The sequence below is a fragment of the Saccharomonospora piscinae genome (genome assembly GCF_005862235.1).
Taxonomy (GTDB): domain Bacteria; phylum Actinomycetota; class Actinomycetes; order Mycobacteriales; family Pseudonocardiaceae; genus Saccharomonospora; species Saccharomonospora piscinae.
The window spans coordinates 331,608-351,593 of sequence record NZ_VCEK01000004.1; the positions used below are offsets into that span (position 1 = coordinate 331,608).

14 protein-coding genes are annotated in these 19,986 nt (G+C 70.9%); 11 read left to right on the forward strand and 3 right to left on the reverse strand.

Translation table 11 applies throughout. The features are described from left to right. Positions 1-247 precede the first annotated feature (247 nt). The 7 genes from FFT09_RS17890 to FFT09_RS17920 all read left to right on the forward strand — a co-directional run bounded on the left by FFT09_RS17890 (position 248) and on the right by FFT09_RS17920 (position 13,841). Positions 248-1,438: an MFS transporter gene (locus tag FFT09_RS17890; RefSeq protein WP_138383406.1), complete on the forward strand. Its 1,191-nt coding sequence runs from the start codon at positions 248-250 to the stop codon at positions 1,436-1,438. A 100-nt stretch (positions 1,439-1,538) separates the two neighbouring features. Beyond that, positions 1,539-3,506, forward strand: coding sequence for a bifunctional copper resistance protein CopD/cytochrome c oxidase assembly protein (locus tag FFT09_RS17895; protein ID WP_081195426.1), 1,968 nt, complete (start codon positions 1,539-1,541; stop codon positions 3,504-3,506). A 79-nt stretch (positions 3,507-3,585) separates the two neighbouring features. Next, the gene (gene ettA / locus FFT09_RS17900) at positions 3,586-5,262 is read left to right on the forward strand and encodes an energy-dependent translational throttle protein EttA (protein WP_024875918.1); all 1,677 of its coding nucleotides are present in this window, start codon (positions 3,586-3,588) and stop codon (positions 5,260-5,262) included. Between the two features lie 99 nt (positions 5,263-5,361). Continuing rightward, positions 5,362-7,635: a hypothetical protein gene (locus FFT09_RS17905; RefSeq protein ID WP_138383407.1), complete on the forward strand. Its 2,274-nt coding sequence runs from the start codon at positions 5,362-5,364 to the stop codon at positions 7,633-7,635. Between the two features lie 114 nt (positions 7,636-7,749). Next, positions 7,750-12,723 carry an NAD-glutamate dehydrogenase gene (locus FFT09_RS17910; protein WP_208544450.1) on the forward strand — a complete coding sequence of 1,658 codons (4,974 nt, stop codon included), beginning with the start codon at positions 7,750-7,752 and terminating at the stop codon, positions 12,721-12,723. Between the two features lie 12 nt (positions 12,724-12,735). Continuing rightward, positions 12,736-13,209, forward strand: a complete 474-nt coding sequence (locus FFT09_RS17915; protein ID WP_138383409.1) for an acyl-CoA thioesterase — start codon at positions 12,736-12,738, stop codon at positions 13,207-13,209. Next, positions 13,206-13,841, forward strand: a complete 636-nt coding sequence (locus FFT09_RS17920; RefSeq protein ID WP_138383410.1) for a DUF8010 domain-containing protein — start codon at positions 13,206-13,208, stop codon at positions 13,839-13,841. The genes FFT09_RS17915 and FFT09_RS17920 overlap by 4 nt, the downstream gene beginning before the upstream one ends. A gap of 160 nt (positions 13,842-14,001) precedes the next feature. Here FFT09_RS17920 and FFT09_RS17925 read toward each other — a convergent pair whose 3' ends face one another. After that, positions 14,002-14,646: a DUF305 domain-containing protein gene (locus FFT09_RS17925; RefSeq protein WP_138383411.1), complete on the reverse strand. Its 645-nt coding sequence runs from the start codon at positions 14,644-14,646 to the stop codon at positions 14,002-14,004. Positions 14,647-14,798: 152 nt separating this feature from the next. Here FFT09_RS17925 and FFT09_RS17930 point away from each other — a divergent pair, with 152 nt between their 5' ends. Continuing rightward, positions 14,799-16,208, forward strand: coding sequence for an LVIVD repeat-containing protein (locus tag FFT09_RS17930; RefSeq protein WP_024875912.1), 1,410 nt, complete (start codon positions 14,799-14,801; stop codon positions 16,206-16,208). A gap of 60 nt (positions 16,209-16,268) precedes the next feature. Here the strand turns inward: FFT09_RS17930 and FFT09_RS17935 are convergent, their stop codons facing one another. Further along, positions 16,269-16,676, reverse strand: coding sequence for a globin (locus FFT09_RS17935; RefSeq protein ID WP_138383572.1), 408 nt, complete (start codon positions 16,674-16,676; stop codon positions 16,269-16,271). Positions 16,677-16,704: 28 nt separating this feature from the next. Continuing rightward, positions 16,705-17,700, reverse strand: a complete 996-nt coding sequence (locus FFT09_RS17940) for a mechanosensitive ion channel family protein (RefSeq protein ID WP_138383412.1) — start codon at positions 17,698-17,700, stop codon at positions 16,705-16,707. A 422-nt stretch (positions 17,701-18,122) separates the two neighbouring features. Here FFT09_RS17940 and FFT09_RS17945 point away from each other — a divergent pair, with 422 nt between their 5' ends. The 3 genes from FFT09_RS17945 (at position 18,123) to FFT09_RS17960 (ending at position 19,950) form a co-directional block, all read left to right on the forward strand. Next, positions 18,123-18,620 (forward strand): HNH endonuclease, encoded by a 498-nt coding sequence (locus FFT09_RS17945; protein WP_341869018.1) that lies wholly within the window; start codon positions 18,123-18,125, stop codon positions 18,618-18,620. A 600-nt stretch (positions 18,621-19,220) separates the two neighbouring features. Next, on the forward strand, positions 19,221-19,466 hold the full coding sequence (gene ctaJ, locus FFT09_RS17955) for an aa3-type cytochrome oxidase subunit CtaJ (protein ID WP_138383414.1): 246 nt from the start codon (positions 19,221-19,223) through the stop codon (positions 19,464-19,466). Next, positions 19,453-19,950, forward strand: coding sequence for a DUF5130 family protein (locus FFT09_RS17960; RefSeq protein ID WP_024875907.1), 498 nt, complete (start codon positions 19,453-19,455; stop codon positions 19,948-19,950). The genes ctaJ and FFT09_RS17960 overlap by 14 nt, the downstream gene beginning before the upstream one ends. Positions 19,951-19,986 lie beyond the last annotated feature (36 nt).

The window sequence follows — 19,986 nt, forward strand, 5'->3', positions numbered from 1 at the left end:
CGCTGTGGTGTGGTCCACGATGTCGTGCGTACGGATGCCCTGTCAGGCCCGGAATCCTGGGCTGTGGACAACTGGGACAGCTGTGCCCGTACCAGGTGAAAGTCGTCCCCAGGTGCTGCGATGCCGTCGTGGCGGGGCGTGGAAAGTGGTAGGGCGTCGTGCCGCGCCGTGACCTTGCGGGTATGGGGTCGCTCGGCCAGTGTGGTCGTCGGACGGGTGGGCGGCAGGCACACGGGACGGGGGCGTTGTGGCGCGGCAGTGGGCTGTGTTCGTGGTCTTCGCCCTGAACGGGCTCGTGCTCGGCTCGTGGGCACCGCGTTCGCCCGCGCTGATCGAACAGGCCGGGGTGGGCCCAGGAGCGTTCAGTGTGGCGCTGCTCGCGGGCAGTGTCGGCATGCTGCTGGCGGCGACGGCGTCGGGGCGGCTGCTCGAACGCTTCGGCGCGCGGCTCGTCATCGCCGTGTCGGGACTCGCGCTGTTCGCCGCCCTGACGCTGCTGGGGTCGGCCCAGTCGCTGCCCTGGCTCGCCGCCGGGCTGCTCTGCCTGGGTGCGACCTCCGGGGTGCTCGACGTCGGGATGAACGTGGCCGGTGTCGCGGTCGAGCGCGCGGCGGGAAAGCCGCTGATGCCGCTGTTGCACGCGGGGTTCAGTGTCGGTTCGCTCGTGGGCGCCGGTGCGGCGGGGCTGGCCGCCTCGGCGGACTGGTCGCCCGCGCGGCAGTTCGTCGTCGCCGCCGCATGCGCGGCCGTCGTGCTGCTGGCCGTCCTGCGTCCCCTGCCGGGTGTTGCGCGGCCGGTGGACACCGCGGCCCCGGCCTCACCCGCCACGTTGCGGGTCCTCGCCCGCAGGCCGGTGCTGTGGCTGCTCGCCGTCGTGGCACTCGGCTCGGCCATCGCGGAGGGCGCCAGCTCGGACTGGTCGGCGCTGCTGCTGGTCACCGAGCAGGGGGTCGACGAGGGTGCGGCGGCGGCGGCCTACGCCGGATTCTCCTTCGCGATGGCGCTGGCACGGCTGGTCGGCTCGTGGGCGCAGGCCCGCTTCGGCGCGGGACGGGTCCTGGTCGTGGGATCGCTGGCCGCGGGGGCGGGCCTGCTCGCGACCGCGCTGGCCGGGGTGCCGTGGGTGAGCTATGCGGGCTTCGCTCTCGCCGGTGCCGGGCTGTCCGCCTGTTTCCCCCTGGCGCTCGGCCTCGCGGGGGAGGCGGGCAGGCGTGCCGACGGCAGCGGGGGCGAGCGGGAGGTCGCGTTCGTCACGGCGATCGCCTACGCGGGGTTCCTCGCGGGGCCACCCATGATCGGCGGTGTGGCGGCACTCACGTCGCTGTCGGTGTCGTTCGTCGTGGTCGGGCTGGTCGCGGTTGTGATCGCCCCGGCCGCCGCCGCTGCCACCCGGCGCCTCGGCGCCGGTGCCGCGGATCGCCGCACCGCCCTCCGTTGAGCTGCGCTCCGACGACCGGGCATACCCTCGTAGCGTGTCCGCCGCAGCCGAACCCGACGCCTCGCCCACCGGTACCGAGCCCCGGCGCAGGCGCGCCGCGCTGGCGCCCCTGCTGGCCGTGGGCGCACTGCTCGCCACCGCGATCGCGGTGGGCATCGTGGCGCTCACCGGAGGGCTCAGTTACGGAGTGGCGGGGCTGACCGATCCCGGTGACGTCACGCGGTACGGGATCATGGTCGTGCGGGTGGGAGCGCACCTGTCCGCCGCCGTGTGCATCGGGTCGCTGCTGCTGGCGGCGTTTCTGGTGCCGCCGCAACGGTCGGGCACGCTCGACGTGGACGGCTACGCCGGGCTGCGCACGGCGGGAACCGCCGCGTGGGTGTGGTTCGGCTTCGCGCTCGCGTCCGTGTTCTTCACCGCAGCCGACGGGGCGGGCCGGCCCGTGGCCGACGTCCTCGACCCGGTGGTGCTGCTGAACTACGTCGAGGCGATCGAGCAGCCGAAGGCGTGGCTGATCACGGCGGGCATCGCGTTGCTGCTCGCGCTCGGGTGCAGGCTCGTGTTGTCGTGGGGTTGGACCGCCACCCTGTTCTTCGTCTCGGTCGCCGGGTTGTTGCCGATCGCGGCCACCGGCCACTCCGCCAGTGGCGGTTCGCACGACATCGCCACCGACAGCCTGCTCTACCACCTCATCGCCGCCGCGCTGTGGGTCGGGGGGCTCATCGCGCTGCTGGCGCACGGCAGGCGGCGAGGCGCTCACCTGCCGCTGGCCGCATCCCGGTTCTCGACGCTCGCGCTGGTGTGCTGGCTTGTGCTCGGGCTGTCCGGGCTCGTCAACGCGCTGGTGCGGGTGGCGCCGGGCCAGCTGCTCACCACCGACTACGGCCTGGTGGTGCTGGCCAAGGTGGTGGCGCTCGCGGTGCTGGGCGTGTTCGGGCACCAGCATCGGCGCCGCAGCGTCCGGGAACTCAACGACGGCGAGGGCGGAGGCACCCTGGTGCGGCTGGCCGCCGTCGAGGTGCTGGTCATGTTCGTGACGTTCGGCCTGGCCACGGCGCTGGGCCGGACGCCGCCGCCGCTGGAGGTCGCGGCCCAGCCGTCGACCACCGAGCTGCTGATCGGCTACGACCTCGACCGGGCGCTGACCCCGCTCGGGGTGTTCACGGAATGGCGGTTCAATCTGGTCTTCGGGGTGGCGGCGCTGGTGCTGGCCGCGCTGTACGTCGCGGGTGTGCGGCGGGTGCGGGCGCGGGGAGACGCCTGGCCGGTCGGCCGTAGTGTGGCCTGGCTGGCGGGGTGCGCGACGCTGCTGCTGGCCACGTCGTCGGGACTGGGCCGATACGCGCCGGGCATGTTCAGCATCCACATGATCGTGCACATGCTGCTCGGCATGGTCGTGCCGGTGCTGCTGGTGCTCGGCGGGCCGGTGACCCTGGCGCTGCGGGCGCTGCCGCCTGCGGGCAGGCAGCGGCCACCGGGGCCCCGTGAATGGCTGCTCGCGCTCGTCCACTCCCCGCTCGCGCGGTTTCTGACGAACCCGATCGTCGCCCTGGTGATCTTCGTCGGCTCCTTCTATGGGCTGTACTACTCGGAGCTGTTCGACAGCGCGCTGAACCTGCACTGGGCACACCTGGCGATGAACGCGCACTTCCTGCTCGCCGGGTACGTGTACTTCTGGCCGATCATCGGGATCGATCCGGCCCCCCGGTCGCTGCCGCATCTCGGCAAGCTCGGGTTGCTGCTGGCGTCGGTGCCGTTCCACGCCTTCTTCGGCGTGATCCTCATGAACATGCAGACCGTGATCGGCCAGGACTTCTACCGCGCGATCGATCTGCCGTGGGTGGACGACCTGCTCACCGACCAGCAACTGGGAGGCGGCATCGCCTGGGCGTCCGGTGAGCTGCCGGTACTGGTGGTCATGATCGCCCTGCTGGTGCAGTGGACACGGGCCGACGACCGGGAGGCCCGGCGCAGGGACCGGCGCGAGGACGCGGGCGGTGACACCGAGCTCGCGGCCTACAACGCGATGCTGCGGCAGCTGGCCGACCAGGGCCGTCGGAGGGACTGACGGCCACCCGTGGCGCACGGCGGGTGACGCAGCATGAGGTGGGGTGAGGGAGCCACCGGGCTCGCTCTACGATCGGGGTATGGCCGAGTTCATCTACACCATGAAGAAGGTGCGCAAGACCGTCGGCGAGAAGGTCATTCTCGACGACGTCAGCACCGCGTTCTACCCCGGCGCCAAGATCGGCGTGGTGGGGCCGAACGGCGCGGGCAAGTCCACCGTTCTCAAGATCATGGCGGGGCTCGACCAACCGAGCAACGGGGAGGCGTTTCTCCAGCCCGGCGCGAGTGTGGGCATCCTGCAGCAGGAGCCGCCGCTGAACGAGGACAAGACGGTGCGCGGCAACGTCGAGGAGGGCCTCGGCGAGATCAAGGTCAAGCTCGACCGGTTCAACGAGATCGCCGAGCTGCTGGCCACCGACTACAGCGACGCCCTGATGGAGGAGATGGGCAAGCTGCAGGAGGACCTCGACCATGCCGACGCGTGGGAGCTGGACTCGCAGCTGGAGCAGGCCATGGACGCGCTGCGCTGCCCGCCGGGGGGCGAGCAGGTGACCCACCTCTCGGGCGGTGAGCGCCGCAGGGTCGCGCTCTGCAAGCTGCTGCTGTCGAAGCCCGATCTGCTGCTGCTCGACGAGCCGACCAACCATCTGGACGCCGAGAGCGTGCTCTGGTTGGAGCAGTTCCTCGCGAACTATCCCGGCGCCGTCCTCGCCGTCACCCACGACCGGTACTTCCTGGACAACGTGGCGCAGTGGATCATGGAGCTCGACCGGGGCCACGTCGAGGGCTACGAGGGCAACTACTCCACCTACCTGGAGAAGAAGCGCGAGCGGCTGGCCGTGCAGGGCAAGAAGGACGCCAAGCTCGCCAAGCGGCTGCAGAAGGAGCTGGACTGGGTCCGCTCGAACGCCAAGGCGCGCCAGACGAAGTCCCGGTCGCGCCTGGATCGCTACGAGCAGATGGCGGCCGAGGCGGAGAAGACGCGGAAGCTGGACTTCGAGGAGATCCAGATTCCGCCCGGGCCCCGGCTGGGTAACGTCGTGGTCGAGGTCGAGCACCTCAACAAGGGGTTCGACGACCGCCTGCTGATCGACGACCTCACGTTCACGCTGCCTCGTAACGGCATCGTCGGCGTGATCGGCCCCAACGGCGTCGGCAAGACGACGCTGTTCAAGACGATCGTGGGCCTTGAGCAGCCCGACTCGGGTACGGTCAAGATCGGTGACACCGTCAAGCTGTCCTATGTGGACCAGCAGCGGGCCGGGATCGACCCCGACCGGACGGTGTGGCAGGTCGTGTCCGACGAACTCGACTACATCCACGTCGGCCAGACCGAGATGCCGTCGCGCGCCTACGTGAGCGCGTTCGGTTTCAAGGGCCCCGACCAGCAGAAACCCGCCGGAGTGCTCTCGGGCGGCGAGCGCAACCGCCTGAACCTCGCGCTGACGCTCAAACAGGGCGGCAACCTGATCCTGCTGGACGAGCCGACCAACGACCTCGATGTCGAAACGCTCGGTTCGCTGGAGAACGCGCTGGAGGAGTTCCCCGGCTGCGCCGTGGTGATCTCCCACGACAGGTGGTTCCTCGACCGGGTCGCGACCCATATTCTCGCCTGGGAAGGTACCGACGAGAACCCGGCGAAGTGGTTCTGGTTCGAGGGCAACTTCGAGGGCTACGAGAAGAACAAGGTCGAGCGGCTCGGCGCGGACGCGGCACGGCCACATCGGGTGACTCATCGGAAACTGACCCGCGACTGACGTCGTCACCTGGCCGCGAGGCCACGGCGCCATGCTGCACCGGCGCCGCGCGAGCGACGTCAGTGAGCCCCCGGAAGCCGACAGTTGAGGACAGACCCAGTGGCGACCACTGAGCAGACAGGCGCAAGAGCGGCAGGCGGCAGGCGGGCGAGTGCTCCCGGCGGTGAGGGCCTGCCCTCGGTGGAGCGGCTGGTGCAGCGCGCGTCGGGCCTGCAGGTCAGGGCCCCCGAGGTGGCGCTCGTGCTCGGTGAGCGGGCGGCGGCCGTGGCCGAGACGGCTGGGGCCAACGAGCTGTGGGTGCGGGCGGAGAGTCTCGCCGTGCAGGCCAAGGTGCGGCTCGGTCACCGTGCCTCCGCCGTGGGCAGGGCGGTGACCGCGCTGCGGGCCGCCGAGGACGCAGGGCACCCCGTCATCGCGGCCCAGCTGCGTACGGACCTGGCCGTGTGCGCGCGGTCGCTGGGCGCTCCACTCACGGGTCTGGCACTGCTGCGACCGGTGCTGACCGTGAACGGCCTTTCGTCGGTGCAGCGGGCCACGGCTCTGTGTCACCTCGTCGGCTGTCTCGGCACGTTCGGCCGGAAGGTCGAGCTGGATCGGGTGCTGATGGAGGGCGACCGGCTGATCTCCCGGGACTCGCAGCTGTCCGGGGACGACCGGCAGCTGGCACGGGCGCTGCTGCGGGTGGGCGTCTCGGCCCATCGTCGTCGCCACGGCGATCTCGTGAGTGCCGCCGACGCGGCCCGGACGGGGCTCGGGTTCCTGACGGAGCTGGACGACGCCGGTGCCGACGGCGGGCTGGCGCGCGTGCGACTGGTGCTGGAGCTGGTGTGCGCGCTGCTCGACCGGGGCGACGGCGAGCTGGCGCTGGAGGTGGCCGAGCCGCTGCTGTCCGAACCCGAGCGGGCGGCGGCCGTCGCCCCGCTGGGCTGGCTGCGGATGGCCATCGCCACGCGGGTCCACCTGGTGAACGGGTCGGCCGAGACGGCGGCGCGGACCCTGCGTGACGCCGTTCATAGCACCGGCAGGCACGGGCTCTACGCGCTGACGTCGCGGCTGTGGCTGGAGCTCGCCCACGTCGAGGAACGCATCGGCCAGGCGAGCGAGGCCATCCAGTGCCTGTACCGCGCGCGCTCGGCCGAGCACCTGCACACCCGGGTCAGCAGCCAGGCCAGGGCCCTGCTCACGGGAGTGTTCGGCACGGGGGAACAGGCCCCGGTCGATCTCGCGGAGATGGTCGCGGCCGCCGCGCAGGCCGCGTCGGCCCAGCCACCCGCACAGCGGAGTTCGCCCGAAACCCAATCGGAAGCACCGGCACCGGAGACACCGGAGGCTCGCGGTGGCAGGCGCCGGGCCGACGAGCGGGACGGAAACTCGCGTCCCCGGGTGGTGTTGCCCATGCTGCGGCGCTCCCCGCCGGGCCGGGAGCAGCAGGCTCCCTCGGCGCAGCCACCCGCGCCGCGAACGAGCGCCGAGGAGGTCTCCGCCACGGAGGTCACCGCCGTGACGCCGATCATCACCGACGACACCGCGCCGCCGCGCCCGAAGCGCCGCAGGCGCAAGCCCGAGCCGGACTCGGCCGACGCGGCCCAGACAGCACAGGCAGCGCAGGCGGCACAGGCAGCGCAGGCGGCGCAGGCAGCGCAGGCGGCGCAGGCAGCGCAGACCGGGCAGCCTGCGCATGAGACGCCGGAGAAGGCGGTAGCCGACCCGGCCGACCCGGGCGGCGCGGAACGCGGCGGGGGCACCGACGAGGACACCACCCGCTCGCGGGAGCCGTCACCCGCCGAGCCCGACTCGGCCACGTGGGACGTCGGCAAGCCGCCGTTCACAGCGCCGACCACCCGGCACGACTCCGAGCACGGGTCCGTGGCCGCCCGGTCGGTGCTCGACCGCCTCGGTATCTCCCCCGGCGCGAGCGGGGGTCGCCGTCGTGCCGCCGACGGCGAGCACAACGGCACGGGCGAGCCGGGCCGCCGCGAGGACGGCTCCGGTTCCGCCGCGCGGAGGGAGGGCACCGGGAGCACGTCCGTGCCTGCCGCGGACGGTGACGGGTGGCTGCCCCGGTTGAAGCTGCCGCCCTCGCTGGCTCCGTTGTCCGAACAACTTCCGTCGCAGGACTCCGAACCGGCTGACGCGGAGCGGGAGCAGGCGCGCAACGCCGCCGCCGAGCACACGGAGCAGTTCTCCGACCCCGGTCCCGCCTACGGCGCACCCACCGACGACCCGCCGGCGGACGCGGGCCTGGCCGAGCTGCTGGCGCGAGCGCTGGCCGAACACCAGGCCGGCACGTCGAGTGCTGCTGCCCTGGTGCGGCGACTCGGCGTCGAGGACGAGCAGCCGCGCGTCAACGGCAGGCACCGCGGCGACGGGTAGGTCCTCACCCCGTCGAGGGGGTGATCCCGCGCCGCGCGGACGGCATGTGACCATAGCCGTGAGAGGCGTGACGTTGGGGTCTAGCCAGGACAGTGGAGACTTGGGTTGCCTGAGATGAAGTCGACCGGAACACCGACCCACCCCGGCACCGAGGACGGGCACACCGACCTGGCCGGACGAGCGCGCAGCCCGGAGCAAATCCGCGACGAACTGGTGGAGGCCGCCGCCGCGCAGGCCCCGGACATCGCCGAGCTGGTGCGGTTGTACTACCGGCTCGTGCCCGCCGAGGAGATCCTCGGCGACGACCCCACCGACCTCGTCGGGGCGGTTCGTGCGCACCTCGACCTCGCCGGGCAGCGCGTGCCCGGCAGGCCGGTGGTCCGGCTGTTCAACCCCAACGCCGCGCACGACGGCTGGGCCCGCGAGGCCACGGTGGTCCAGGTCGTCACGGACGACATGCCCTACCTGGTGGACTCGGTGGCGGCCGAGCTGTCGCGCAGCGGTGTTCAGGTGCAGCGCATCGTGCATCCCATCGTGGTGGTCAGCCGCGACGTCACCGGGACACTGCAGGAAGTGCATCCGAAGGCCGACGTCGCGGATCCTCCGCCGAGTGCCTCCGCCGAGTCGTGGATGTATCTGGAGATCGATCCCATCGGCGATCCCGCCAGGGCGCGGGACCTCGACAACCGGCTGGGCGCGGTACTGAGCGACGTCCGCGAGGTCGTCGAGGACACCGACAAGATGCGGCAGGCGGCGACCGGTATCGCCGCCGCGCTGGACGAGCGTCCCCCGCCGCTGTCCGAGGAGGAGGTCGGCGAGGGCGCGGCGCTGCTGCGCTGGCTGGCCGACGGACACTTCACGTTCCTCGGCTATCGGCACTACGAGGTGGTTCCGGAGTCGGAGACCGGCGACGAGCCCGTTCTGCGGGCCGTGCTGGCGACCGGGCTGGGGGTGCTGCGGCAGGACAGCTTCACCGCCCGCAGTCTCACGACCGGGCCGGACACCGCGTCCCGGGTCCTGTCCCCGACGTTGCTGGTGCTGACCCACGCCAGCTCACCGTCCACTGTGCATCGGCCGATTTTCCCGTACTACGTGGGAATCAAGACGTTCGACGACGCGGGCCGGGTCACGGGGGAGCACCGCTTCCTCGGCATGTTCACTTCGTCGGCACTGCACGAGGACGTGCTCGACATCCCGGTGGTGAACCGCCGGGTGCGGGAGGTCATTCGCCGGGCCGGGTTCCCGATGGCGTCGTACTCGGGCCAGCGCATGCTGGAGGTGCTGCAGAACTGGCCACTGGCCGATCTGCTGTCGGCCGACTCGGACTCGCTGTACGCGACCGCGACGGGGGCCATCACGTTGGCCGACCGCCGCAGGCTGCGGTTGTTCCTGCGCAGGGACCCGTACGGCCGGTTCTACTCGTGCCTGGTCTTCCTGCCGCGCGACCGGTACACGACGCGGTCGCGGCTGGCCATGCAGCGGGTGCTGCTCGACGAACTGGACGGCACGTCGCTGGAGTACAGCACGCGGCTCGGTGAGACGCTGCTCGCGCAGATCCACTTCACGGTCCGCACCGAGCCCGGTGCCGACGGCGAGCCCGACACGCTGCGCATCCAGGAACGGCTCAACGAAGCCGTCCGGACCTGGGACGACTCGCTGGTCGAGGCGATCCTGGCCGAGCGGAGGGCGCGGGCGAACAACGGCAAGGCGGTGACGCTGGCCGGTGAGGAGTCCGCCACCGAGCAGGCGCAGCGCTTCGCGTCGGCGTTCCCCGAGGCGTACAAGGAGGACTTCGACGCCGCGACGGCGCTCGCCGACCTGCGGCGCCTGGAAGGGCTCGGCGGGGACGACGCGCTGGACATGTCGTTCTACCTGCCCGCCGACGCGGAGCCCGGACAACGCCGGTTCAAGCTGTACCTGCGCGAGGGCGTGACGCTGTCGACGTTGCTGCCGATGTTGCAGCGCATGGGCGTCGTGGTGGTGGACCAGCGGCCGTACGAGGTCCAGACCGAGGACGGCCACCAGTGCTGGATCTACGACTTCGGGCTGCGGATCGACCCGAAGGTGCTCGCCGAGCTGGGAGAGGCCGCCGAGGAGGACCTGCGGGTCCGGTTCCAGGAGGCGTTCGCGGCCGCGTGGCACGGTCTCGCGGAGACGGACGGGTTCAACGCGCTGGTGCTGCGCGCGGGGCTCACGTGGCGGCAGGTCGCGGTGCTCCGGGCCTATTCGCGTTACCTGCGCCAGGCGGGCTCGCCCTACTCGCAGGACTACATCGAGGCCGCGGTGCTGGCGCACACCGAGATCGCCAGGGCACTGGTCCGGCTCTACGAGGTGCGCTTCGCGCCGGAGCGGGACAGCGCTCACCGCGCCGAGGACGCCGATGCCCAGGTCGCCGACATCAACGCGCTCGTCGACGCGGTGACCAGTCTGGACACCGACCGCATCCTGCGGCGGCTGCTGTCGGTGATCGTGGCGACGCTGCGGACGAACTACTGGGTGACCGACGCGGACGGGGAGTACCGGCCGTACCTGGCGTTCAAGCTCGACCCGCAGCGGGTGCCGGACCTGCCGGAACCCCGGCCCGCGTACGAGATCTTCGTGTACTCGCCCAGGGTGGAGGGGGTACACCTGCGCTTCGGGTCGGTGGCGCGGGGCGGCCTGCGGTGGTCGGACCGCCGTGAGGACTTCCGCACCGAGGTGCTGGGGCTGGTCAAGGCGCAGGCGGTGAAGAACGCCGTGATCGTGCCCGTGGGCGCCAAGGGCGGGTTCGTGGTCAAGCAGCCGCCGTCGGCGACCGGCGACCCGGGTATCGACCGCGAGTACCAGCAGCGGGAGGGCATCGCCTGCTACCGCATGTTCATCTCCGGCCTGCTGGACCTCACCGACAACCTCGTGGACGGCGTCACCGTGCCCGCGACGGACGTGGTGCGCTACGACGGTGACGACAACTACCTGGTCGTGGCCGCGGACAAGGGCACGGCCACGTTCTCCGACATCGCGAACGAGGTCGCGGCGGGCTACGGGTTCTGGCTGGGCGACGCGTTCGCCTCGGGCGGCTCACGTGGCTACGACCACAAGGCCATGGGCATCACGGCCAAGGGCGCGTGGGAGAGCGTCCGGCGCCACTTCCGCGAACTGGGCAAGGACACCCAGCGCGAGGACTTCACGGTCGTCGGTGTCGGCGACATGGCTGGTGACGTCTTCGGTAACGGGATGCTGCTCTCTGAGCACATCCGGCTCGTGGTGGCGTTCAACCACCTGCACGTGTTCCTCGACCCCGATCCGGACGCGGCGGCCTCGTACCGGGAGCGCGAGCGGCTGTTCGCGCTGCCCCGGTCGTCCTGGGAGGACTACGATCGCTCGCTGATCAGTGAGGGCGGCGGGATCTATCCGAGGTCGGCGAAGACGATCCCGGTCAGCCCGCAGGTCCGGCGTGCGCTCGGACTCGCCGACGACGTGTCGACGATGTCACCGGCCGAGCTGATCCGGGCGGCGTTGCTGGCGCCGGTGGATCTGCTGTGGAACGGCGGAATCGGGACGTATGTCAAGGCGAGCGGCGAGAGCCACGACGAGGCGGGCGACAAGGCCAACGACGCGGTGCGCGTCAACGGTGGCGAGCTGCGCGTGAAGGTCGTCGGCGAGGGCGGCAACCTCGGCTTCACGCAGCGGGGCCGCATCGAGTTCGCCCGGCACGGCGGCAAGATCAACACCGATGCGCTCGACAACTCGGCCGGGGTCGACTGCTCCGACCACGAAGTCAACATCAAGATTTTGCTCGACCAGCTTGTGGCCAGCGGAGAGCTGGACGAGGACCGGCGGAACACGCTGCTGGAGGACATGACCGGCGAGGTCGGCGAGCTGGTGCTGGCCGACAACTACCGGCAGAACACCGTGCTCGGGGTCAGCCGGGCGCACGCCGCTCCCATGCTGTCGGTCCACCGCAGGGTGGTCGCGGCGCTGGAGGAGAAGGGCGCGCTCGACCGCGAGCTGGAGGCGCTGCCGAGCGAGTCCGAGTTCGCCGCCCGCGAGAAGGACGGCGAGGGGCTGAGCTCGCCCGAGCTCGCGACCCTGCTCGCGCACGTGAAGCTCGACCTCAAGGACGAGATCCTCGCGAGCGACCTGCCGGACGCCGACGTCTTCGCGCGCAGGCTGCCCGAGTACTTCCCGGCGCCGTTGCGCGACGCCTTCGCCGCCGAGATCCCGAAACACCCGCTGAGCCGGCAGGTCACCACCACACTGCTGGTGAACGAGGTCGTCGACGGGGCCGGAGTGTCGTACGCGTTCCGGCTCGCGGAGGAACTGAACGCGACGGCCACCGACGCGGTGCGTGGTTTCGCGGTCGTCACCGGCGTCTACGACCTGCCCTCGGTGTGGGAGGGGATCGCCGAACTCGACAACGTGGTCTCGACCGACGTGGCCGACACGATGGTGCTGGAGACCCGGCGCCTGCTCGACCGGGCGGCACGGTGGTTCCTCACCAACCGGCCGCAGCCGCTGGCCGTCGGCGCCGAGATCAGCCGGTTCGCCGAGCCGGTCGCCACACTGGTGCCGAAGCTGGGTGGCCTGTTGCGCGGACGGGAGGCCGACACCGTCTGCCGCGAGGCGGAGACGCTGGTGGCCGAGGGCGTGCCGGAGGATCTCGCGCGGCGGGTCTCCATGCTGTTGCCGAGCTATTCCCTGCTCGACATCGTGGAGGTCGCGGAACTGGCCGAGCGGGAGGTGGGACTGGCCGCCGAGCGCAGCCCCGAGGAGACCGCCGAGCTGTACTACGCGCTGTCCGACCACCTGGGTATGGATCGGATGCTCACGTCGGTCAACGCACTGGAACGCGGCAACCGTTGGCACGCACTCGCCCGCCTCGCCCTGCGCGACGACCTGTACTCGTCGATGCGGGCGATCACGCTGGACGCGCTGCGGCACAGCGAGCCGGACGACCACGTCGACGACAAGATCGCGCAGTGGGAGCAGGCGAACTCGTCGCGGCTGGCCCGCGCGCGGGTCACGCTGGACGAGATCGAGACCTCCGGCAGGCTCGACCTGGCGACGCTCTCGGTGGCCGTGCGGCAGATCCGCGGCACGGTCCGCTGACGTGGCGGTGTGATGAGGCAGGACAGCACGCGGTACGTGACCCTGGTGCGGCCGCGCTGGTCGGACATGGACGCCTTCGGGCACGTCAACCACGCCAGCCTGGTGACGTTGCTGGAGGAGGCCCGGGTACCGTTGCTGTTCGGTGACGGCACGGGCGGCACGGGCGGCACGGGCACAGCGCCGCCGGGCGGGCTCGCGGACTTCGCGAAGGGCATCGTGGTGGTGCGCCTGCGCGTGGACTACCGGGCACCGATCGTGGTCGACGGCAGCGCGGTGCGCGTCGAGATCGCGCTCGCCGACCTGCGCCACGCCTCCTTCACGCTCGACTACCGCGTGCGCGGTGGCTCCGCGGCGCATGATCCACTGGCGGCGACCGCGGCGACGGTGCTCGCGCCCTACGACCTCGATCGAGGGCGACCGCGCAGGCTGACCGTCGCCGAGCGGGCGTTGCTCACCGAACACGTGCCGAGCGGAGGACAGGCGTGACTGAGCTACGGATTCCTGACGCGGGAGACCGGGAGAGCCTGGGCGCGTTCGTCGCGCGGGCGGTGCGGCTCGACGCGCAGGCGCTGGTCCGCCTGCGCCGCCGGGACGAATCGGTGGTCGAGGTCTGGGCGAGCACGCCCTTCGAGGTGCTGGTCACCAGGGCCGTCGTCGGCGAGTTGAGCCCCTCGGACATCACCGTGTCCGGGAACGAACTGCTCGCCGCGCTCACCGTCGCCCGCAGCGACCGGATGGACCCCGGCCCGTCGCGGGATCTGCTGTGGCGCTCCGAACTGCCGGCGGGCGGTGAGTGGCGAGCCGTCGACGACCTGCCGGTTCCGGTGATCAGCGACCTCGCCGACCGGGGTGTGGAACTGGCCCGCGACAACGTGGGGCCGCAGGGCACTCCGCCCGTGTCGCTGCTGGACCAGAACGTGCTGACGGTTACGGGCTCCGACGTCGAGGTGACGGTGCCGATGCGGTGCCTGCTCGCGCTGTCGGGCATGGGGTTCGTGAACTCGTCGCTGTCCGGCGACGTCGTGCGCGTGTCGGCCACGGACACGTGGTTGCGGCTCGACGCGCGCTACGGCGCGGTGCTGCGTCGTCGCCGGGCGTTGCTGCCGCTGCTGTTCTGAGTCGTGTCCGCATCGTGCCGCGCAAACACGGCTACCTAACCTGCGGACACGGCTACCTAACCTGCGGACACGGCCTGCCAGAAGTTCGCTCCGAGCCGGCTGATTCGCAGGGTGTGGCGCACAGACGTGGGCCCTCGGCCGTGACGGGGGAGCTCGCCGGTCAGGGCATCATCTCGCGCAGGTGCTCGATCTCCGCGTTCTGCGTGGTCACGACCTCCTGTGCCATGGCCAGCGCGCGGGGTTCCAGGCCGTCGGGCAGGTAGTCCTCGGCCATCGTGAGGGCACCCTCGTGGTGCGTGATCATGAGCTCGCAGAAGAGCCGGTCGAACTCCTCGCCCTCGGCCGCGCGTAGTGCGTCCAGCTGCTCCGGCGTCGCCATGCCGGGCATCAGGCCGTGCTGCCCGCCGTGCCCGTGCTGACCAGGGTCCGCTCCCTGCGCGTACTGGTCGAGCCACGAGCGCATCACGCCGATCTCGCCGTCCTGCGTCACTTCGATGCGCTCCGCGATGCTCTTGACCTTGGCGCTGTCGGCGCGTTCGGGCACCAGCTCGGTCATGACGAGCGCCTGCTCGTGGTGCGGGATCATCCCGAGCATGTAGTCCACGTCGGCGTCGGCCACCGCGGTCTCGGGCGCGTGCTCCGCCGCCTGCTCGCCGGGGACGACGCCGGCTTCCTCACCGGGCCCCTCCGGCACGATCACGTCGGGCCCGGACCCCTCGGCGGAGTCCGGGGAGTCGTCCTCCGCCGTGCAACCACCGAGCACCATCACGAACACGGCCAGTCCGGCCGCCAGGCCACCACGCATGCGAGTAAGGGAACCGGGGGACACCCGGTCGCGTCAAGCCGTCACCCTCGGCAACCACAAAAACCGTCCATTCGTCGCTATCCCCGGGGGCCGCTGCGTGACCACAATGACTCGATTGTTCACCGCCCGGATGGGGGAGAGGAGAACAGAGAGTGAACACAATTCGGAGACGTGGACGGCTGGGCGTGGTCCTGGCCGGAGCCGCCGCGCTCGTCGTCACAGGACTCAGTGCGCCCGCAGCGGCCCAGAACGACATTCCCGACGTGGACGAGGTGGTCCACAGCAAGAACATCGGGCACGTCGCGAACCTGCCGAAGGAAGGCCCGTTCGAGGGACAGGACGCCTTCAACAGTGACATCGCGTTCACGAAGGGCCACGCGATCGTCGGCAACTACAACGGCTTCACGATCTACGACGTGCGCAGGCCCAACAACCCCAGGGTCGTGAGCCAGGTGCTGTGCCCCGGCGGGCAGGGCGACGTCTCGGTGTCGGGTGACCTGCTGTTCGTGTCCACCGACTACGCCCGCACCAACGACTCCTGCACGAGCGAGGCGGCGCCCGCGTCGAACCCGGACTCCTGGGAGGGCATGAAGGTCTTCGACATCAGCGACCTCGCCAACCCGGAGTACGTCTCCGCCGTGCGCACCGACTGCGGTTCGCACACGCACACCATGGTGCCCGCGCCCGAGCGGGGCTCGGTTCTGCTCTACGTGTCGTCGTACTCGCCGGCTCCGGACCTGCCGAACTGCCAGCCGCCGCACGACAAGGTGTCGATCGTCGAGGTCCCGACCGAGCGCCCGCAGGACGCGAAGCTGGTGTCCGAGCCGGTGCTGTTCCCCGAGGGCGGCAACTCCGGCGACGGCTACTCGCGGCAGACCACGGGATGCCACGACCTGACCGCGTACCCGGAGAAGGACCTCATGGCGGGGGCCTGCATGGGTGACGGCATCCTCGTCGACATCAGCGACCGGATGAACCCGAAGGTCGTCGAGCGCGTGCAGGACAACACCAACTTCGCGTTCTGGCACAGTGCCACCTTCAACAACGAGGGCACGAAGGTCGTGTTCACCGACGAGCTCGGTGGCGGCGGCATGGCGACCTGTAACGAGGAGGTAGGGCCCGAGCGCGGCGCCAACGGCATCTACGACCTCACCGGCAGCGGCGACGACTCCGAGCTGGAGTTCCGCAGCTACTACAAGATCCCGCGCCACCAGGGCGAGACCGAGAACTGCGTGGCCCACAACGGGTCGCTGATCCCGGTCGAGGGCCGCGACATCATGGTGCAGGCCTGGTACCAGGGCGGGGTGTCCGTGTGGGAGTTCACCGACTCGGACAAGCCGGAGGAGATCGCCTACTTCGAGCGCGGCCCGCTGTCGGACACCGAGAACATCACGGCGGGATCGTGGTCGGCGTACTACTACAACGGCCGGATCTACTCGTCCGACATCCAGAAGGGTTTCGATGTGCTGCACATCAGGGACCCGAGGACCGCACCCGCGAACTCGGTGCGCTTCGACGAGTTCAACGCGCAGACCCAGCCGTCCTACGGAAAGGGACGCTGAGCTGACGACGTGAGCTGACCGAGGGCCCCGGCACGCCGAGCGCGAGCCGGGGCCCTCGGCTCAATCCCAGCTGTTCATCAGGGAGTGGGCTGCCATCTCCAGGTAGTTCCAGAGCTGGGTGCGGTGCGGTTCCGTGATGCCGCACTCGTCCACCGCGATCCGCATGGCGCGCAGCCAGGCGTCCCGCTCGATCGGGCCGATCTTGAACGGCATGTGCCGCATCCGCAGCCGGGGATGGCCCCGCCGGTCCGAGTAGGTGTGCGGGCCGCCCCAGTACTGCATGAGGAACAGCCTCAGGCGCTCCTCGGCGGGCCCGAGATCCTGCTCGGGATACAGGGGCCGCAGGACCTCGTCCTCGGCGACCTCGGCGTAGAACCGAGCGACGAGCTTGCGGAAGGTCTCCTCGCCTCCCACCGCGTCGTAGAACGACCCGGGTTCGGGCGGTGGGGAGTGCTGGGCATCGCTCACGTCTGTCACCTCTCCATTGTGCCGCGCGTCAGCCGGCGGCCTCGCCCTCCCGGCCGCGCATCGCTCCCAGGAAGCGACCCAGCGGCGGTTGGAAACCCTCACGTTCGAGCGCCCGCATGATCTCTGCTCGCAGCGCGCGCTGCACGGCCCACTGACGGCCGGGCCGCACCTTGGTGGTCAGCCGGAACTGGACGGCCTCCGCTGTGACGTTCTCCACGCCCAGTACCTCAGGGTCCTCCAGCACGTCGGGAGCGATGGACGCCAGTTGCGCGGCTTCCTGCGCCACCTGCTCCAGGACGGCGGTGGCCTTGGTGACGTCGGTGTCGTAACCCATCGGCACGTCCACCACGGCGACCGCGTGGCCCTGGCTGAAGTTGCCGACGCGCAGGATCTCGCCGTTGCGGACGTACCAGACCGTGCCGCCGAGGTCGCGCAGCGTCGTGATGCGCAGCCCGACCGTCTCGATGGTGCCGATGGCCTCGCCGACGTCCACGACGTCACCGACGCCGTACTGGTCCTCCAGCATCATGAAGATGCCGGACAGGAAGTCCCGCACGAGGTTCTGCGCACCGAAACCGATGGCCACACCCACGATCCCGGCCGAGGCGAGAATCGGAGCGAGGTTGATGCCCAGCTCGCCCAGGATGAGGACGAACGCCAGGCCGAACACGACCACACTGGTGATCGACTTGAGGACCGAGCCGATCGTCTGGGCTCGCTGCCTCCGCCGTTCCAGCACGACCGGCCCGAGCATCTCCGGAGCACGGTCCTTCAGGGGTCGCAGCAGCGCGGGCAGTTTGCCCCCGCCGTCCGCCGGTGTGCGCGTGAGGCGGTCGATCAGTTTGCGGACGGCATAGCGGATGATCACGGCGCCGATCAGGATCAGCAGGATCGCCAGTGGGCGCGCCACGAGCCAGTCGGCCGAGGCCGCCAGCCACTCGTTACCCGTGATCTCCCAGACCTGGTAGCACCAGGTGCCCTTGTCGGCGACGCACGCGGGCTGCTCGCTGAGGAACTGTTCCACCGCTGCTCGGCACTCCCTCCATGATGTGACACAGCACACGGCCGGTTGGGCCGGGGGGCCTCGATCGGGGTGTGTGGGCCGGAAAGTTGACGCCCGCCACCGTACCGAGCCGTCTCTCGTGGCAGAACGCACGTGCGTGACCGGTGGTGTTTGTGGTCGACTAGGGCTGCACCGGTGGAGGTGGTCGCGTGCCAGACCGACAACCCAGCCCCGACGGCGTGCGGTCCCGGCAGCCTGCCGGGACCACGCCGGAGATGATCACGACCTGCGTTCCGGCGAACGCGGCTGTGACCGGCCTGCCGACCGCGGGCCCGCCCGCCAGGGTGGCCAGGGCCGCGCGGGCGGTGGCCCGGCGGCGTGGTGAGCCTCCCGACACCGGCGGCCCGGCAACGACAGGGCCGGGGCTGGGCAGGCGGAGGGTGTTGCTGCTCAACGCCACGTTCGAACCGCTCACGGCGCTACCGCTTCGGCGCGCCATCGTGCTCTTGGTCTGCGGCAAGGCGGAGGTCGTTCACGAGGACCCCACGGGCCTGCGGCTGCACTCGGCCACGATGAGCGTGGACGTACCGTCGGTGATCCGGCTCAGCACCTACGTGCGGGTACCCTACCGAGCCCAGGTTCCGCTCACCCGGGCGGGCCTGATGCACCGGGACCGGTTCCGGTGCGCCTACTGCGGCGGCAAAGCGGAGACCGTCGACCACGTGGTGCCGCGCAGCCGGGGTGGTGCGCACTCGTGGGAGAACTGCGTCGCGTGCTGCGCACGGTGCAACCATCGCAAGGCGGACCGGCTGCTGACCGAGCTGGGCTGGGTGTTGCGTGTCGTGCCGAGGGAGCCGCACGGGCCGCACTGGAAGCTGCTCGCGCACGCCAGGGAGAGCGACCCGCTGTGGCGGCGCTATCTCGGAGCGCCTGCCGCGTGAGTCCGGGGCGCGGGCCGTCGAGCGCCTGAGCCTCAACTGGTGACGCGCGTGCCCGCTGTCACCCGCGTGCCGCGCGTGACCCGGGTACCGCGGGTGACGCGGGTGCCGGCAGTGACCCTGGTGCCGCGCGTGACCCGGGTACCGCGGGTGACGCGGGTGCCCGCTGTCACCCTGGTGCCGCGCGTCACCCGGGTGCCACGGGTGACGCGAGTGCCGCAGGTAACGCGAGTGCCGCACGTGACGCGGGTACCGCGAGCGACGGAGTGGGCCTCGGGGGTGGGAACGCTCGAAATGGTGAACATGGCAGGTCCTCCTGTGACCGAATGGTGACCTGGTAGCGGTGGGGGGCGGGGCGCAAGGCCCGTACAGGTGAAAAACGTACGAGTGATTGCGGTGCCGAACAAGGTCATGAAGGCGGGTGCCCCCGCACGTACGTGGAATTGCAACCTTTCGCGAGCAAGCTATCCGCTCATCGTGGGATGATCGACACGGCAAGCGGGTGACGCGGGGGCCGGATCGCACCCCGTGCTCGCCGACGGTTCTCGGCGCTTCACCGTGGCAGGTGAGGCGCCTGTGCGCCCGGTCGGATACCCTGCGGCCGTGAGCATCCTCGAGACGATCCTGGTCTTCGTGGCGATACCACTGGCCATCTACGGCTTCTTCGCTCTGGTGACGCTGCGGTCGAAGTTCGCCAGCCGCCCCCGCTACCGGCCAGGACAGGCATGGGACTATCCACCGGCGTGGTGGACCGCCAACCCGGAGGGTGCGGGCGAGCACCACTCGGGCGACGCCGACGGCGACGCCACCCCGTCCACGGTCCGAGGAGGTGCCAGTGGGAACTGGTGAACTGACCCGCGAGAGCCCGTCCACCGGGTTGGAGGGCACGGAGCTCCAACCGGGCGCCGCGGTCACGGCGAGCGGCCGACTGTCCGTGGCGCAGATGTACGAGCCGGCTACTCCGTCCGGGCCCTTCACGACGGCGCAGCTGGCGCGCCTCGACGAGGCCCTGACCCTGGCCAGCAGGGAGACCGAGCTCCACTTCAGCATCTATCTCGGTGAGCTCGGAGACGAGCCGCGCACGGGAGCGGAGTCGCTGCACGACACGCTCGGCGCGACCGGTGACGACGCCGTGCTGATCGCGGTGTCGCCGGGTGAACGCGCCGTCGAGGTGGTCACCGGCGCCCGCGCGTTGCAACGCCTCTCCGATCGCGGCGCGAAGCTCGCCGTCATGAGCATGGTCGCCTCCTTCAAGGAGGGCGATCTGATCGGTGGGCTGGTCAGCGGCCTGCGCATGATGGCCGACCAGGCTGGCTCGCCGCCCCGCGGCTGACAGCGCCACGAACACGACGAAGGCCGCCGCCCCACC

Bases quoted from the DNA above. Each gene is read 5' to 3' on its own strand.
- FFT09_RS17915 (WP_138383409.1), top strand. From the start codon at position 12,736: ATGAGGCAGGACAGCACGCGGTACGTGACCCTGGTGCGGCCGCGCTGG.
- FFT09_RS17925 (WP_138383411.1), bottom strand. From the start codon at position 14,646: ATGCGTGGTGGCCTGGCGGCCGGACTGGCCGTGTTCGTGATGGTGCTC.
- ettA (WP_024875918.1), top strand. From the start codon at position 3,586: ATGGCCGAGTTCATCTACACCATGAAGAAGGTGCGCAAGACCGTCGGC.
- FFT09_RS17910 (WP_208544450.1), top strand. From the start codon at position 7,750: ATGAAGTCGACCGGAACACCGACCCACCCCGGCACCGAGGACGGGCAC.